Source organism: Rhizobium sp. NPDC090275, assembly GCF_044772225.1.
Taxonomy (GTDB): domain Bacteria; phylum Pseudomonadota; class Alphaproteobacteria; order Rhizobiales; family Rhizobiaceae; genus Rhizobium.
Map to the genome: position 1 here is coordinate 258513 of NZ_JBIVYL010000007.1, position 14382 is coordinate 272894.

Sequence of the window (14382 nt, forward strand, 5' to 3'; positions counted from 1 at the left end):
GATGTTTGGCTGAAAGCGGGCCACGGGTCGATCTCCCCCCTTGTGGGGGAGATGCCCGGCAGGGCAGAGGGGGGTAACACGCCCGCCAAGACCTCGGTCATGGAGCCGGCTATAGCACCCGCCGATCTTCCGGTCTCGCAGCTACCTCCCGCAACACCAACCTCGCGATCCTACCCCTGCAACGTCAGCGCCCGGCCAAACATCTCGTCATCGACATTGCCACCCGAGGTCACCACGATCGCGGCATCCTCCTGCAACTGCTCGCCATGAAACAGCGCGGCGGCCAGTGCGACCGCGCCGCCGGGTTCGACGACGATCTTCAGGCGGGTGAAGGCGAGTGCCATGGCGCGCAGCGCCTCTTCGTCGGTGACGACGAGGCCGGGGCCGGCGAGGCGTTTGAGGATGGGGAAGGTGATGTTGCCGGGCTGCGGGGTGATGATGGCGTCGCAGATCGAGCCTGATAGCGTGGCGTTGCGCTCGATCTTGCCTGAGGCCAGCGAGCGGGTGGTGTCGTCGAAGCCTTCGGGCTCGCAGGGGCGGACGCGGAAGCTTGGCGTGCGGGCTTCGAGTGCCAGCGCGATGCCCGAGGTCAGGCCGCCGCCGCCGCAGGGGACCAGCACTTCGGCCGCGGTCACGCCTTCCTCTTCCGCCTGTTCGGCGATCTCCAGCCCGGTCGTGCCCTGGCCGGCGATGACCTGCGGTTCGTCGAAGGGCTTGATCAGGGTCAGGCGGCGTTCTTCCGAGAGACGCGCGCCGATCGCGTCGCGGTCTTCGGTGGCGCGGTCGTAGAGCACGACCTCGGCGCCGAGCGCGCGGGTATTGGCGATCTTCAGCTTGGGGGCGTCGGAGGGCATGATGATGACGGAGGGGACGCCGTGCAGCTTGGCGGCAAGGGCGACGCCCTGCGCGTGGTTTCCGGAAGAAAACGCGATGACGCCGCGGGCGCGCACCTCTGGCTCAAGTGCCGAGACGGCCGACCAGCCGCCGCGGAACTTGAAGGAGCCGGTGTGCTGCAGGCATTCGGCCTTGATGAACAGCCGGCGCCCGGCGATCTCGTCGAGAAACGGAGAGGAAAGAAGCGGGGTGCGGCGGGCATGTCCACGCAGGCGGGCGCGGGCGGCGACGATCATTTCAATGCTGACCATGGAAAGCTCTTTCGGATGATGATGCCGTCATGCATAGGACGGCGCTTTCACGTTGTGAACGGCTGCTTTGTCACGGTGACATGAAAAGCGTCTTTTGCGGCGCGGGCAGGAATTCCGGCTCCGGCGCAGGCTTTGGGTTGACCGGCCGGGTCTGGTGGCGCCTGCGGTAATCGGTGGGGTTGGTGGCGGTGACGCGCAGGAATTCGCGGTTGAAATTCGACTTGCTGATGAAGCCGCAGTCGAACATCAGCCGGGTCACAGGCTCATCGGTCGTTTCGAGCATCTGGCAGGCGGCACGGATGCGGAAGTCGTTGACATATTGCGAGACGCTCGCCCCGTGCACCCGGTTGACCGCGATCGATACGCGCCGGGCGGGGAGGTTCATCCTGCGCGCGATGCGGCCGAGATTGAGCTCGGGGTCGCGGTAGAGTTGGCGTGATTGCATGAGTTCGTCCAGCGAGCGGGCGATGGCGCCGTCTTCCTCTGTCGGGCCGGATGCGGGTGCCGGTGGTTGTGGCTGCGGCGAAGGCGTAGGTTCGGTGGTCTGGCTGCCGCTGGCGATGGCGGCGGCGGTGCCGAGTGCGAGCAGCGAGATGACATTGCCGATCGCGACCACAGCGCCAGCGTGAGCGCCGCCGGTTCTATAGAAATCGAAGCTGATGACAATATCGGCGGTGGCGGAGGCAAGGAGAGCTGCTGCGGTGATCAGCAGCGAGCGGTAGGAGAGGAGCGCGCCGTCGAGCCGCGAGGAAATAAGGCCATCGGGGCCATGACGGGCGAGCCAGAAGAGGGCGGCGCCATAGGTCGTGAAGGTGGCGGTGATGAAAATACCGACGGGGCCACGCCAGAAGATCATCAGCACGAGGACGATGGCGGCCGGTAGGAGATGCGGCGCAAGACGCAGCCAGGAGAGGGTATTGTCGCGGGCGAGGTTGCTGAAGCTGATCCAGGCAAAGGCGGCGATCAGGGCGGCGAGCACCGCCTGGCCGGGCATCAGGGCGATGATGTCATAGCCCCAGCGCAGGCCGAGCAGCACCGATTGCAGCGCGTAGAGCCCGATCAGGATCAGGAAGGGCCGCCGTTCAGGGGCCAGCCCATCGCTTTGCCTCACCATCCGGACAAGCAGGATGGCGAGCAGCAATGTGACGACGAAGGGCAGCGGCACGAAGATCATGGGTGCGGATCCAGCAACAGAAGAGCGATATGAGCACGACAATGACCTCGATCGCAATCGCGGGCGACCCGGATCGCGATCGAGGTCTCGATTTCCTGTGTTCTCAGCGACCTTGGGTCCGCCGCTCGATGGGAGCGGTGTCACGCAAGGAGACTGCCATGATGATCATCCTAACCATACCCCTGCTCCTGTTCACGCTGGTTTCAAGCTATGCCGATGGCTGGCGGACGGGAGAGACGATCGACGTCTCGGCGATCCGCTCGATCGTGATAACAGGCGACGCCAGCTCGATCCGGATCAGCGCCAATTCAGACGAGCCCTATCGGGCCGAGACGCGCGGGCGGCGCGACGGCTGGTTCAGCCGCTGGTATTCGAGCTGGTTCTTCAGCGGTTGCGAGGACCAGAGCAGGATGACGATCGATGGCACGACGCTGTCGATCGTGGTCGCCTCGACGAAGTGGTTCGATCTCTCCGATTGCTCGCCCGAGGTCGTCGCCAACATCCCGCCGGGCGGGTCGATCGAGGTCAACCAACAGGCCGTGATGGCGCGGTTCGACGGGGAGTTTGCGACGCTCGGCCTGTCGAGCAAGGCCGCTGACGTGACCTTGCTAGGGCATGCCTCGAACGTCGCCATCGATAGTGCCGCGCTCAGGGCGCATCTGACCTATGACAAGCTCAACGCCGACGAGACGATCGACGTCAAGGCGCATTCGGTCGACAGCTATCTCGACTTCGGCAAGGACGTGCCTGTCGATTACACCGTCACCGCGAAGGCGTCGCTGATCGACAGCCCCCGGCCGAGTGTGGTCGGCGCCAAGCCTCTCGTCACCATCAAGGCCGAGTATGCGCATACGACGATCCGCTGACCGGCTTGGAGCCTTCCTGCCTCGATTGCCTAATAGCCGCCGGCCGAGCCCTCGGTCGAGCGGCTGTCCATGGCGCCGTAATAGCGGGCGCCGCCGCCTTTCTCGATATCTTTCAGGCTCTTGCCGCCGACGAGGATGCCGGCGGCCTGGCCCCAGACGGGCGGGCCGCTGCCGTCGTCCATGGTGTGGCCCATGGCGATCAGCGCGCGGATCGTGTCGGGTGAGAGCGAGTAAGGCTCGAAATAGATCTTGTCGGGCTGCCACTGGTGGTGGATGCGCGGGGCGTTGACGGCCTGGCTGATGTCCATGCCGAAATCGACGACATTCAGAATGGCTTCCAGCGTAATCGTGATGATGCGCGAGCCGCCGGGGCTGCCGATCACCATGAAGGGCTTGCCGTCCTTGGTCACGATGGTGGGGCTCATCGACGAGAGCGGGGTCTTCTTGGGCGCGATGGCGTTGGCTTCGCCCTGGACGAGGCCGTAGAGATTGGGGACGCCGGGCTTTGAGGTGAAGTCGTCCATCTCGTTGTTCAGCAATATGCCGGTGCCGGGCGCCACGACGCCGGCACCGAAATTGCCGTTCAGCGTATAGGTGACGGCGACCGCGTTGCCCTCGTCGTCGATGATCGAATAATGCGTGGTCTCGGTGCTCTCCTTGGCGCCGAGCGGCTTCAGGTTGGCGGAGGTGCCTGATTTGTTGATGTCGATCTTGGCGCGGATAGCCTTGGCGTAGCTCTTGTCGAGAAGAGTGGTGACCGGGTTGTCGACGAAATCCGGGTCGCCGAGGGCGGCGTTGCGGTCGACATAGGCGTAGCGCATGGCCTCGGTCATGAGGTGCACGGTCTCGGCCGAGCCGTAGCCGAGGAAGGAGAGCGGATAGCCTTCCAGGATGTTCAGGATCTCGCAGATGATGACGCCGCCGGAGGAGGGCGGGGGCGAGGAAATGATGTCATAGCCGCGATAGCTGCATTCCACCGGCTTCAGTTCGCGCACCTGATATCGCTCGAAATCCTCCTTGGCCAAAATGCCGCCCTTGGCCTGGCTGGCCTTCACGATCGCATCCGCCGGCATGCCCTTGTAGAAGGCGTCGGTGCCCTTGTCGGATATGCTCGACAGCACTGAGGCGAGTTCCGGCTGCACCAGCTTTTCCCCTGACGTGAAGAGCTTGCCGTCGGGCTTGAGGAAGATCTTGGCGGCGGCCTCGTCCTTGGCCAGCCGCTTGGCGCTGTTTTCGATCGAGGCGACGTCGCCCTGTTCGAGGGTGAAGCCATCTTTGGCGTAGCGGATGGCGGGGGCAAGGAGATCCTGGCGCGACTTGGTGCCGTATTTCTCGCGCGCGGTCTCGAAGCCCATGACGGAGCCGGGCACGCCGACGGCCAGATAGCCGTCGAGGCTGGCGCGGGACACGATATCGCCCTTGGCGTCGAGATACATGGTCTTGGTGGCGGCAAGCGGCGCGCGTTCGCGGAAATCGAGGAAACTGGTCTTGCCGTCCTTCATGCGGATGGTCATGAAGCCGCCGCCGCCGATATTGCCGGCGGTCGGATAGACCACGGCCAGCGCATAGCCGACGGCAACCGCCGCATCCACGGCATTGCCGCCGTTCTTCAGCACCTCGACGCCGACATCGGTCGCCAGATGCTGGGCGGTGACGACCATGCCATGCTCAGCCTCGACCGGCGCGGGCGAGGCGGCAAGCGCCGGTGCGATTGGCGCCAGCGTCAGCGACAGGGCAGCGATGAGGGCTGCGGATTTCGTGGGAAGGCGGTCCATGATGTTCCCCTCGTTGGACTGACATGGGGAACATATGGGGTTGCAGGCGTGGCAGGCAATGCGCGGTGGGCGCTAAGTGGTGCCTTGCAGGTCCGGCGTTGCGACGGGCTTTGGCGCCGAGGTCGGCTGCGGGATAGACGGCAATTTGGCTTCCGGCGCTGGAGGTGCGGTCGCGGCAAGCCTTGCCTCGGCGATCCGTGCGGCGGCCTGCAGGTCGCGGTCGTGGCCTGACATCTTCTCCATTGCCGCGATGGCGACGTCGGTGGCGAGGTAATCGGGCTTGTGGCCGACGCCCTTGATCTTGACCAGTTCTGAGCCGGCGATGTCGCGGGCCAAACCTTGCGAGTGCAGGTGCTCCCAGACGATGTCGTCGCTATCACCGGTGATGATGACCGTGGGTGCCGAGATCTGCACATAGAGATGCGACTGGGTCTTGAAGTAATCGAGCAGGCGCACGAAGTCGGCGGCGTTGTTGTGGAAGGTGGCGGGGCGCAGCACCAGCGAGGGGCCGGTTTTCATGATGTAATCGTCCGGCCGTGGATTGGGGCGGAAGACGTTGAGGGTGCCGCGTTCGAGGCGTCGGAGGCCGAGCGGCACGACGAGCGCGTGGTTGAAGAGCCAGCCGATCACCGGTGCTGTCGAGACGTGATAGTACCAATCGATGCCGCCGGGCCATGGGTGCGTCGCGGGCGCCAGGAAGAGCAGGCCGGCCGTCTTTTCCGGATGGCGGACGCCGAATGCGGCGGCGATTGCGCCGCCGAAGGAATGGCCGACGATGATCGCCTTGTCGATACCGCGCTTTTCCATCAATGCGGCGATGGCGTCCGCCTGGCCTGAGGGGAGGGCGTTATCCGGTCCGCCGCGTTCGGAATAGCCGTGGCCGGGGCGGTCGATGAAGAGCATTTCGGCGCGGCCACGCAAGGGCTCAAGGAAAGCGCCGATCTGGTCGAGCAGGTTGCCGCTGGCGCCGTGGATGAAGACGAGCGCCGGCAGGTCGGCGGTTTCGGGGCGCTCGATGTGGACGGCGTTCATGCGGTAGCCGCCGATATCGGTCAGCTCGCCAATGTTCGGATAGGCCTGCTCGAACTGGCGGGCCTTATAGGACGAGTAGCCGATTGCTGCGGCTAGGGGGGCGAGAAGGGCGGAGACGAGGGTAAGCATGGTGCGACCTGCGGCAGGGACTAACGGACCATACGTTAGATTGGCTCGCGCGGTTCACCTTCAAGAGGGGCCGGGCAAGAGGGGAACCTGTCACACAGTAATATGTCAGGTGCGGCTGCCGGCGAGCTTTTCGGAGAGCGTGTTCAGCTGTTCCTGCGCATTGCGGTTTGCGGGGTAGATTTCGAGAAAGCGCTCCCATGCCTTCAGCGCCAGCTGGTCGTTGCCGCTGTCACCAAGAATGGAGGCCATGCCGGCAAGCGCGCCGAAATGGCGCGGCTCGATGTCCAGCACATGTTCGATATCGGACATGGATTTGCGCATCGCGCCGTTGGTGTAGTTCAGCGTGGCGCGACGGTTCCAGCTCTCGGAGTAGCCGGGCTTCAGCGCGATCGCCTGGTCGAGGAAATCGAGTGCGGCGCTGTTGCGCTTCTCTTCGATCGCCTTGTCGGCCCATTGCATCAGCAGGTTGACGGTGGCGCTGCCCGAATCGTTCCATTCTGCGCGGATCTCGTTGGCGATGTCGTCGGCCTTGTCGGCGTCGCGCTCGCGCTTCAGTGCTGCGAAAAGCTGATCGAGATGTTCTTTGGGCGAGAGGTTCGCGGCCTGCTGCTCGACGATCTTTTCCTTGTCCCGCGCGGGTGCGGGTTCCTGCGCATGGGCAGGCAAGGCAACTGAGAGCAGGGCGAGGGAGAGCGGCAGTGCCGCGCAGGTCATGGCCAAAAAACGCATGGCGGGCATAATAGCCCGCCAACGCGAAAGATCAAAACACTTTAACGGGATCACAAAAGGACCCTTCCAGACAGGCTCAGGCGCGCAAGCGCTGCCGAGCCATCCGGCCAGCCAAATCAGCCCTGGCGAGCCTTGAAGCGTGGGTTCAGCTTGTTGATGATGTAGATGCGGCCCTTGCGGCGAACCAGGCGGTTGTCACGGTGACGAGCCTTGAGCGACTTGAGCGAATTCTTGATCTTCATTGTTTTGATCCGCGATGTTGGGGGGAATTCACATTCGCCCGTATCTATTACATTCAAAAGCGCGCTCAGGGCGCGCTCTTCAGGTTGGGCGTGCAGATAACCCGGCCTCTTGTCTGTGTCAACCACGTGAAGGTGTTTTTCCCGTGGCAGTGGCCGGTTTTGTCAGGGGAAAACCCTTATTTCCCCGCCCGTGCGCTGGCAAGTGTGGTGACGTGACCCATCTTGCGACCGGGTCTCGATTCCGTCTTTCCATAGAGGTGAACCAGCGTGTCACGCCGCTTCAGCCAGTCCGGAAGAGCAAGGATATCGTCGCCGATCAGGTTCTGCATCACGCAGTCGGAGTGGCGATCGGCGTTGCCGAGCGGCAGGCCGGCGACGGCGCGGATATGCTGCTCGAACTGCGAGATCACGCAGGCCGCTTCCGTCCAGTGGCCGGAATTGTGCACGCGCGGCGCCATCTCGTTGGCGATCAGGCTGCCGTCGGCGAGCGCGAAGAACTCGATGCCGATGACGCCGACATAGCCGAGCGTCGTCAGGATCTTCTCGGCGGCTTCGCGGGCTGCGGCGGCCGTGGCGTCGGTGATCGATGCCGGGACCGTCGAGGTGTGCAGGATGCCGTTGCGGTGGACGTTTTCGGCCGGGTCGTAGCAGGCGACGCTGCCATCGGTGGCGCGGGCGGCGATGACCGAGATCTCGCGCTCAAAGGCAACGAAGCTCTCGAGGATCAGCGGCACGCTGCCGAGCTCGGCAAAGGCGCCATCGGCGCTATCGGCGGCTGAACGGAAGACTTTCTGTCCCTTGCCGTCGTAGCCGAGGCGGCGCGTCTTCAAGACACCCTGGCCGCCGAAATCGGCGAGGGCTGCTTCGAGATCGGCCTGGCTGTCGATAGCGTGGAATTTCGCGGTCGGAATGCCGCAATCATTGATGAAGCGCTTTTCGACGAGGCGGTCCTGGGCGGCTTCCAGCGCTTTCGGCGGCGGATAGACCGGCACGGTCTGCGCTAAGGCCTCGGCTGCGGAGACGGGGACGTTTTCGAATTCGTAGGTGACGACGTCGCAGACGGTCGCCAGTTCCTCGAGTGCCGCAGGATCATCATAGGCGGCGACGATCTGCCGGTTGGCGACCTGCGCTGCCGGGCAATCGGCCTGCGGCTCGAGAATGATGGTGCGGAAGTTCAGGCGGGCGGCAGCCATGGCCAGCATGCGGCCAAGCTGGCCGCCGCCGATGATGCCGATCGTTGTCATGCTCATAGGTCGTCCATCGGGTATTCGGCGATCGCCGCACTTTGGCTCTCGCGCCATTCGTCAAGCCGGTCTGCAAGGTCTTCGTCCGACAGCGCCAGAACCGCTGCGGCAAGAAGTGCCGCGTTGATGGCGCCGGCCTTGCCGATCGCCAGCGTTCCTACCGGGATGCCGCCGGGCATCTGCACGATCGACAGCAGGCTGTCCTGTCCGGACATCGTCTTCGACTGCACGGGAACGCCGAACACAGGAAGCGGGGTCATCGCCGCGGTCATGCCGGGAAGATGGGCTGCGCCGCCGGCGCCGGCGATGATGACCTTGAAGCCTTCCGACTTGGCGCCCTTGGCGAACTCGACCATGCGATCGGGCGTACGATGTGCCGATATGATCCTGGCGTCATAGGGAATCTCGAGCGCCTCCAGCGTATCGGCGGCGTTCTTCATGGTCTCCCAATCGGACTGGCTTCCCATGATGATGGCAACGGTCGGTCTGTCTGTCATCGTCACGACACTTCCTTCAAGCGATGATACCGGGGCTTCAGGCGATGATATCCGGGATGATCTGGTCTTCGAGCTTCGACAGCTTGTCCTTGATAACAAGCTTCTTTTTCTTCATGCGCTGAACGCGCAGCGCATCGCAGCCAGTCGCGATCATGGCGTTGATGGCGACATCGTAGTCCTCATGCTCCTGGCGCAGGCGCGCCACTATGAGCCTGACTTCCGCCTGTTCCTGATCCGGCATACGCATTCCCCATGATCGTCTTCAGACCTTCTCCGGTCTGTCGCTAATTTTTGCAAGCTCCTATCACCAAATAGCGGTAACGGCTAGTTAGTCTCGATCATGAATTTGCCACGCTCTCTCCTTGTTTTCGCCTTCGACAAGCCTTCAAAAATGTGTCACAGTTTGAGGGTTGACGCCTTGGATCTCCGGCGGTGTTGGCTGGAGAAAGGCTAGAGGAAGGAAGGGTCATATGACTGTTCAAGCTCATCTTGAATCACTCCAGAAGAAGCATGGCGCTCTCGAAGACGAGCTCCATTCACTGATGGCATCCCCCTCCAGAGACGACCGTGAGGTTGCCGAGTGCAAGCGCAGGAAGCTGCGTATCAAAGACGAGATTGAGCGTCTCAAATCATCCGTACACTAAGCAGGATAGAACGTTACAGGGCGTGGTCGACGCGATTCAAAGGGTAAATATCGCAATATAACCAGTTGTTTAGTAGTCTTTCGCGTCCGTTGGAATGTTCCTGCGCGTCGGTTGCCGAAAAGGTCGCAGCCGGCGCGTTTTCATGTCTGGATGGCGTTATGCCCAGAACTGATCCAGCCAGAGATTGAGCCTGTCGAAGCCGCGATTGTTGACCGCGTAGATGCGCTTCGTGCCATCGGCGGTGACCGAGACGAGGTCGCAATCGAGCAGGGCCTTGAGGTGCTGGGAGACGGCCGGACGGCTGATCGGAAGGCCTTCGGCGAGCTCGTTGACGGTGCGCGGCGAGCGCCGCAACTCCTCCAGCAGGAAGCGCCGGTGAGGGTCGGCAATCGCAGTGAAAGGGTCCACGTTCGACATGGCGAAAAGCTACGTCAATCGGAGAATTAGGGCAAGCGAATTGTGCGCCGCAACAAGGCCCTTAAGGCCTAAAATCCAAGGCCTTCGCGGGCAATCAGGACGGCTGCGATCAGCGCCATCGCATACATGAAGGGATAGAATATTTTCGGCTGCATGCGCTTCACGCACCAGGCGCCGGCGATGGTGGCGAGCGGCGCGAAGGGGAGCAGCGTGGCGGAGGCGGCTAGGTTCTGGGTGTCGAGCTGGCCGAGCGCGAAATAGGGGATCAGCTTGACGGCGTTGAGGATCGCGAAGAAGCGGGCGCTGGTGCCGGTATATTCGCGCGGCGGCATCTGCAGCGGCAGCACGTAGATCTGGAACGGCGCGCCGCCGGCGTGCGCGACGAAGCTGCCGTAACCGGAAAAGGTGCCCCAGAGCGTGGCGCGGACCGGCCGCTGGCCGTGTGGCGGCACGATTTTTCCTCTGCCGGGGCCGAAGTTGTTCCAGAAATAGCGCAGGCAAAAGAGGATGGTGACGATGCCGATGACGACGCGCAAGACGCTGCCGGGAACCAGTGCTGAGGTGGCCCAGCCGAGCGCGATGCCGGCCAGCGCGCCCGGGAGCATGATCTTCAGCGTCGTCCAATCGCCATGCTTGCGCCAGATGACCAGCGATATCATGTCCATGAAGATCAGGATCGGCAGCAGGATGGCCGCGGCCTGCACGGGGGAGACGACGAGAGCCAGAAAAGGCAATCCAATCAGCGACAAGGCGTCGCCCATACCGCCCTTCGCGAGACCGACCAGAATGACGGCGGGAATGGCGGCGTAGTAAAATGACACGTCCATCGGCATGCTTTTGAAGTCCTCCCCTTGCCAGCCCGGTCTAACGGAATTACTCACACAAAACGAGTGCGGAGCTGCCGGCAAACGGCGAAATCCGCTGGAAATGGAAAGAGTTCATGAGCGAACCTGAAAACCGCTGCCGCCTGGTGCTGATCGTGCCCGATATCGCCGATGCAGATGAGCAGGCGAAAATCGTCGGTGATGCGCTGAAGGGGGGCGATGTCGCCTCGATCATCCTGCCGCAATACGGGCTTGGTGACGGCGAGTTTCAGAAACATGCTGAAAAGATCGTGCCGCTGGCGCAGAACGCGGGTGCCGCGGCGCTGCTTGCCGGCGACAGCCGGGTCGTCGGTCGCACCAAGGCGGATGGCCTGCATATTACCGGCGGTGCCGCGGAGATTTCCGAGGCGGTCGAGAAATATGCAGACAAGCTGATCGTCGGCGGCGGCAATGCGGCCGACCGGCATCATGCACTTGAGATCGGCGAGGAGCGGCCCGAGTATGTCTTCTTCGGCAAGCTCGAAGGCGACATCAAGCCGGAGGCGCATCCGAAGAACCTGGCGCTTGCCGAATGGTGGGCCTCGATGATCGAGATCCCGTGCATCGTCATGGGCGGCACCGATCCGGCGTCGGCGCTTGCCGTTGCCGAAAGCGGGGCGGAATTCGTGGCCATGCGTCTTGCCGTTTTCGGCGAGCCGGCGCGCGCGGCCCTGGTGGTTGCCGAAATCAACGCACTTCTTGACGAAAAAGCGCCACGGTTTGAGGGTTGATATCGCCCTCATGCCCATGCTGACACGCCATTTGCGCCTTTCTCTTCTTGCCGCCGCCACATGTGTGGCGGTTTTCGCGCATGGCGCATCGGCCCAGCAGGTCGACAATATGGTGACGCGACCGCTTACCGGCGCGCCCGAGACATTGAAATCAGGCCGAGCCCAACCGGACGGGGTAACGCCATCCACCGGTGTCGGCGTCTTCGATCGCATGGGCGCGAAGCTGCCCGATTTGCCGGCCGAGAAGGACTATCACGGCAAGGTCGACGATGCCTACGGCGCCTATCAGCGCGGCTATTATCTGACGGCGATGGGGATTGCGCTGCCTCGCGCGCAGCTTGGCGATGCGGCGGCGCAGACGCTTATGGGTGAACTGTTGGCGGATGGCCTCGGCGTCAAGCGCGACGCGAAGGCGGCTGCCTTCTGGTACGGGAAGGCCGCCGAGGGCGGTGATCCGGCGGCGATGTTCAAATACGCGCTCATCCTGATGGAAGGCCGCATCGTCAAGCGCGACAAGACGCTTGCAGACACCTACATGCGCAAGGCGGCCGAGGCCGGCAATGCGTCGGCCGAGTTCAACTGGGGGCAGATCCTGGTGGCCGACAATCCCGGCGACAAGGGGTTGAAGCTGGCACTGCCGTTCTACGAGAAATCGGCGGAAAAGGGCGTCGCCGACGCGCAATACGCGGTGGCTGAGATTTACTCGTCGTTGCCCGATCTGCCGCCCGAGAAGAAGCAGCTTGCCCGCGAATGGATGGCGCGCGCCGCGCATGCCGGGTTCGATACCGCACAGCTCGATCTCGGCGTCTGGTTCGTCAACGGAACCAATGGCCCGCGCGATTTCGAAAAGGGCTTCCAGTGGCTGAGAATCGCGGCCAATGACGGCAACGTCGTGGCGCAGAACAAGCTGGCGCATCTCTATATCAACGCGCTCGGCACGAAGCCGGATCCTGTCGAGGCTGCCAAGTGGTATGTGCTCTCGCGCCGTGCCGGTCTGCCCGACCCGGCGCTTGAGGATTTCTACCTCGGTATCGAGGAAGAGCAGCAGAAGGCGGGGATCGAAGCCGCCAACAAATTCCGCCGCCTGCGCTGACCGCGCTCGATCTGTTTAGAAGAGCGCGTCCTCGAAAAGGTCTTCGTCGCTGGTCGCAGCACTTGCCGGCTCTGGCTCTACTGCTGCCGTCTCTTCGACCGCTGCGATGATGTCGCGGTGGACGTTGCGCTCCTGCACCATCGTGTAGAGCTTGAAGATCTTGCGATCGAGCGGGGCGATGGCCTCGGCGAGATCCGAGATGTCGGCGATCTCGGCGCCAGCGGCATCTTCCAGCGTATCGGCGCAGCCCGCCAACACATCGCCGAGGTCCTTCTGGAAATCCAGCGTGCCGATCAACAGGTTGATCTTGCCGGCGACCTCGCGGCCGTGTTCCGACAGCGTCTTCAGTTCGGCTTCCATCGTATCGGCGGCGGTGCGGATATCGGCGACGGCGGTCGTCAGGTTTTCAGCAAGGCCGCCTGATGCCGTCTCGCTTGATGGGGCCACGCGACCGGCAGCTTCCTCCAGCGCCGGCAGGCCGTTGACGATGGCGTCGGCGCTGTCATCCAGCTTGCCGGCAAAGATGCGCAGCTCGGCCGTGACGACGTTGATCGACTTGCCGGCTTCGCCAAGACGGCTGCAGCGCAGATTGGTGTTCAGCGCCATGTAATGGATGTCGGTCTTCACCGCCTTGATGTTGCCGATCGCTTCCAGAAGCTTGACGGTGGTGTCGCGGGTCGACTGGCTGACCTGATCGGCCTTGAGGGTGACGGCATCGACCTGCTTGACGATCTCGTGGGCGGCCGAGACGCTGGATTCGAGCGCGCGGATGAAGTTGCCCTGGCCGCCGCCGCTCATCTGGTCGCGCAGCCGCAAGATCTCCTGCGTGTCGTGGCCGAAGCTGGCGATCGTCTTCACGACATTCTGGGAATCGCGATGAAAATCGCGGCACATCTCGTTCATCTGCGCGGCCGTCAGGTGTTGGATGACGTTTTGCAGGCGCGCGCGGGCGTCGGCGTTCAGACCGCGGCCGTCCTCGCTGTCGAGGAACTCGTCGAGCAGCGTGAAGGTGCTCTGCACATGCTCAATGCGCTGGCGGGTGATGTCGCCGATCTGCAGCGCCGACAGGGTCGAGGCGACCTTGCTCTGCACGCCTCTGGCGACCGCGCCAACGTCGCGGGCGATGGCGCTCAGGTTCTGACGGTGTTCGGCGATCTTGCGGGCGTCGCCGTCAAGGGCGCTTGCCACGGCGGGAACGGTGTCGGCGTAGCTCTTGGAGACGTCGGTGCCGAAGGTCAGCGCGAGCTTCACTTCCTTTTCCAGTTCCTCGATCCGGCCGGCGAAACGGTTGACCTCATCGGTGCCGGAATAGATGCGCTCGAGAATTTCCTGGGCGAAGCCGGCGAACTCGGCAAGGCCGGCGCCGGTGATCTTCACGGTGACGGCGAAGGTGCGCAGGTAGCGCATGGTTTCCTGCATGTCCGAGACGTGCCGGCGCAGCGAATATCCTGTCTCGGCGAGCGACGAAAGCGCGTCGCGGCGGGACTTTTCGGCAGTCGGGAGATCGCTGAGGCTCTTCACCGTTGCGCGCAGTTCGGCGCCGGCATCACCATTCTCGCCGGCGTCCAGCGCCTTGGTGATGTTGTCGAGCGAGCTCAACAATCGGTTGAGGACGTCCATGACCGAAAGCAGGACGGTGCCGCCTTCGAGAAAGCGCTCCTCGACCTTGCTGCGCGCCGCTTCCAGTGTTTGGCTGATGGCTGATCCAGATGCCTGGAATGCAGTCACTGCCGATGTCGCCCCGTTCGTCATTTTATTGTCCTTTACTTAAAACCTCAGCAAGGTTCGGGACTATTTTTAC

The 14382-nt window shown here is 63.2% G+C and carries 16 protein-coding genes; 4 read left to right on the forward strand and 12 right to left on the reverse strand.

Features of this window, described 5'->3' with window-relative positions; genetic code table 11:
* Positions 1-170: 170 nt before the first annotated feature.
* A complete protein-coding gene (locus tag ACIQUB_RS19430) occupies positions 171-1145 on the reverse strand; it encodes a threonine/serine dehydratase (protein ID WP_113235184.1) in 975 nt (324 codons plus the stop codon).
* A 70-nt stretch (positions 1146-1215) separates the two neighbouring features.
* Positions 1216-2319, reverse strand: a complete 1104-nt coding sequence (locus ACIQUB_RS19435) for a helix-turn-helix domain-containing protein (RefSeq protein ID WP_113235186.1) — start codon at positions 2317-2319, stop codon at positions 1216-1218.
* 158 nt (positions 2320-2477) lie between these two features.
* Between ACIQUB_RS19435 and ACIQUB_RS19440 the strand changes: the two genes are divergently transcribed.
* Positions 2478-3185: a hypothetical protein gene (locus ACIQUB_RS19440; RefSeq protein WP_113235188.1), complete on the forward strand. Its 708-nt coding sequence runs from the start codon at positions 2478-2480 to the stop codon at positions 3183-3185.
* Positions 3186-3214: 29 nt separating this feature from the next.
* Here the strand turns inward: ACIQUB_RS19440 and ggt are convergent, their stop codons facing one another.
* From ggt to ACIQUB_RS19475, 7 genes are all read right to left on the reverse strand, one after another.
* A complete protein-coding gene (gene ggt, locus ACIQUB_RS19445) occupies positions 3215-4960 on the reverse strand; it encodes a gamma-glutamyltransferase (protein WP_113235190.1) in 1746 nt (581 codons plus the stop codon).
* A gap of 72 nt (positions 4961-5032) precedes the next feature.
* Entirely contained in the window at positions 5033-6121 is a 1089-nt protein-coding gene (locus ACIQUB_RS19450; RefSeq protein ID WP_113235191.1) for an alpha/beta fold hydrolase, read from the reverse strand.
* A 105-nt stretch (positions 6122-6226) separates the two neighbouring features.
* Positions 6227-6859: a hypothetical protein gene (locus tag ACIQUB_RS19455; RefSeq protein ID WP_113235193.1), complete on the reverse strand. Its 633-nt coding sequence runs from the start codon at positions 6857-6859 to the stop codon at positions 6227-6229.
* A gap of 107 nt (positions 6860-6966) precedes the next feature.
* On the reverse strand, positions 6967-7092 hold the full coding sequence (gene ykgO, locus ACIQUB_RS19460; protein ID WP_003566454.1) for a type B 50S ribosomal protein L36: 126 nt from the start codon (positions 7090-7092) through the stop codon (positions 6967-6969).
* Positions 7093-7268: 176 nt separating this feature from the next.
* Positions 7269-8342, reverse strand: a complete 1074-nt coding sequence (locus ACIQUB_RS19465; protein WP_113235195.1) for a 5-(carboxyamino)imidazole ribonucleotide synthase — start codon at positions 8340-8342, stop codon at positions 7269-7271.
* A complete protein-coding gene (gene purE / locus ACIQUB_RS19470) occupies positions 8339-8833 on the reverse strand; it encodes a 5-(carboxyamino)imidazole ribonucleotide mutase (protein ID WP_018899708.1) in 495 nt (164 codons plus the stop codon). The genes ACIQUB_RS19465 and purE overlap by 4 nt, the downstream gene beginning before the upstream one ends.
* 37 nt (positions 8834-8870) lie before the next feature.
* On the reverse strand, positions 8871-9074 hold the full coding sequence (locus ACIQUB_RS19475) for a YdcH family protein (RefSeq protein ID WP_112433111.1): 204 nt from the start codon (positions 9072-9074) through the stop codon (positions 8871-8873).
* A gap of 229 nt (positions 9075-9303) precedes the next feature.
* Here ACIQUB_RS19475 and ACIQUB_RS19480 point away from each other — a divergent pair, with 229 nt between their 5' ends.
* On the forward strand, positions 9304-9477 hold the full coding sequence (locus ACIQUB_RS19480) for a YdcH family protein (RefSeq protein ID WP_018899706.1): 174 nt from the start codon (positions 9304-9306) through the stop codon (positions 9475-9477).
* A 156-nt stretch (positions 9478-9633) separates the two neighbouring features.
* Here ACIQUB_RS19480 and ACIQUB_RS19485 read toward each other — a convergent pair whose 3' ends face one another.
* Positions 9634-9894 carry a helix-turn-helix transcriptional regulator gene (locus ACIQUB_RS19485; protein ID WP_018899705.1) on the reverse strand — a complete coding sequence of 87 codons (261 nt, stop codon included), beginning with the start codon at positions 9892-9894 and terminating at the stop codon, positions 9634-9636.
* A 68-nt stretch (positions 9895-9962) separates the two neighbouring features.
* Positions 9963-10727, reverse strand: a complete 765-nt coding sequence (locus ACIQUB_RS19490) for a sulfite exporter TauE/SafE family protein (protein ID WP_113235197.1) — start codon at positions 10725-10727, stop codon at positions 9963-9965.
* Between the two features lie 107 nt (positions 10728-10834).
* Here ACIQUB_RS19490 and ACIQUB_RS19495 point away from each other — a divergent pair, with 107 nt between their 5' ends.
* Together ACIQUB_RS19495 and ACIQUB_RS19500 are read left to right on the forward strand one after the other, a co-directional pair.
* Positions 10835-11488, forward strand: a complete 654-nt coding sequence (locus ACIQUB_RS19495; protein ID WP_018899703.1) for a thiamine phosphate synthase — start codon at positions 10835-10837, stop codon at positions 11486-11488.
* 10 nt (positions 11489-11498) lie between these two features.
* The gene (locus tag ACIQUB_RS19500; protein ID WP_047509435.1) at positions 11499-12581 is read left to right on the forward strand and encodes a tetratricopeptide repeat protein; all 1083 of its coding nucleotides are present in this window, start codon (positions 11499-11501) and stop codon (positions 12579-12581) included.
* Between the two features lie 15 nt (positions 12582-12596).
* On the opposite strand, the gene ACIQUB_RS19505 is transcribed toward ACIQUB_RS19500, so the two are convergent.
* A complete protein-coding gene (locus ACIQUB_RS19505) occupies positions 12597-14333 on the reverse strand; it encodes a chemotaxis protein (RefSeq protein ID WP_402931422.1) in 1737 nt (578 codons plus the stop codon).
* Between the last annotated feature and the right edge of the window lie 49 nt (positions 14334-14382).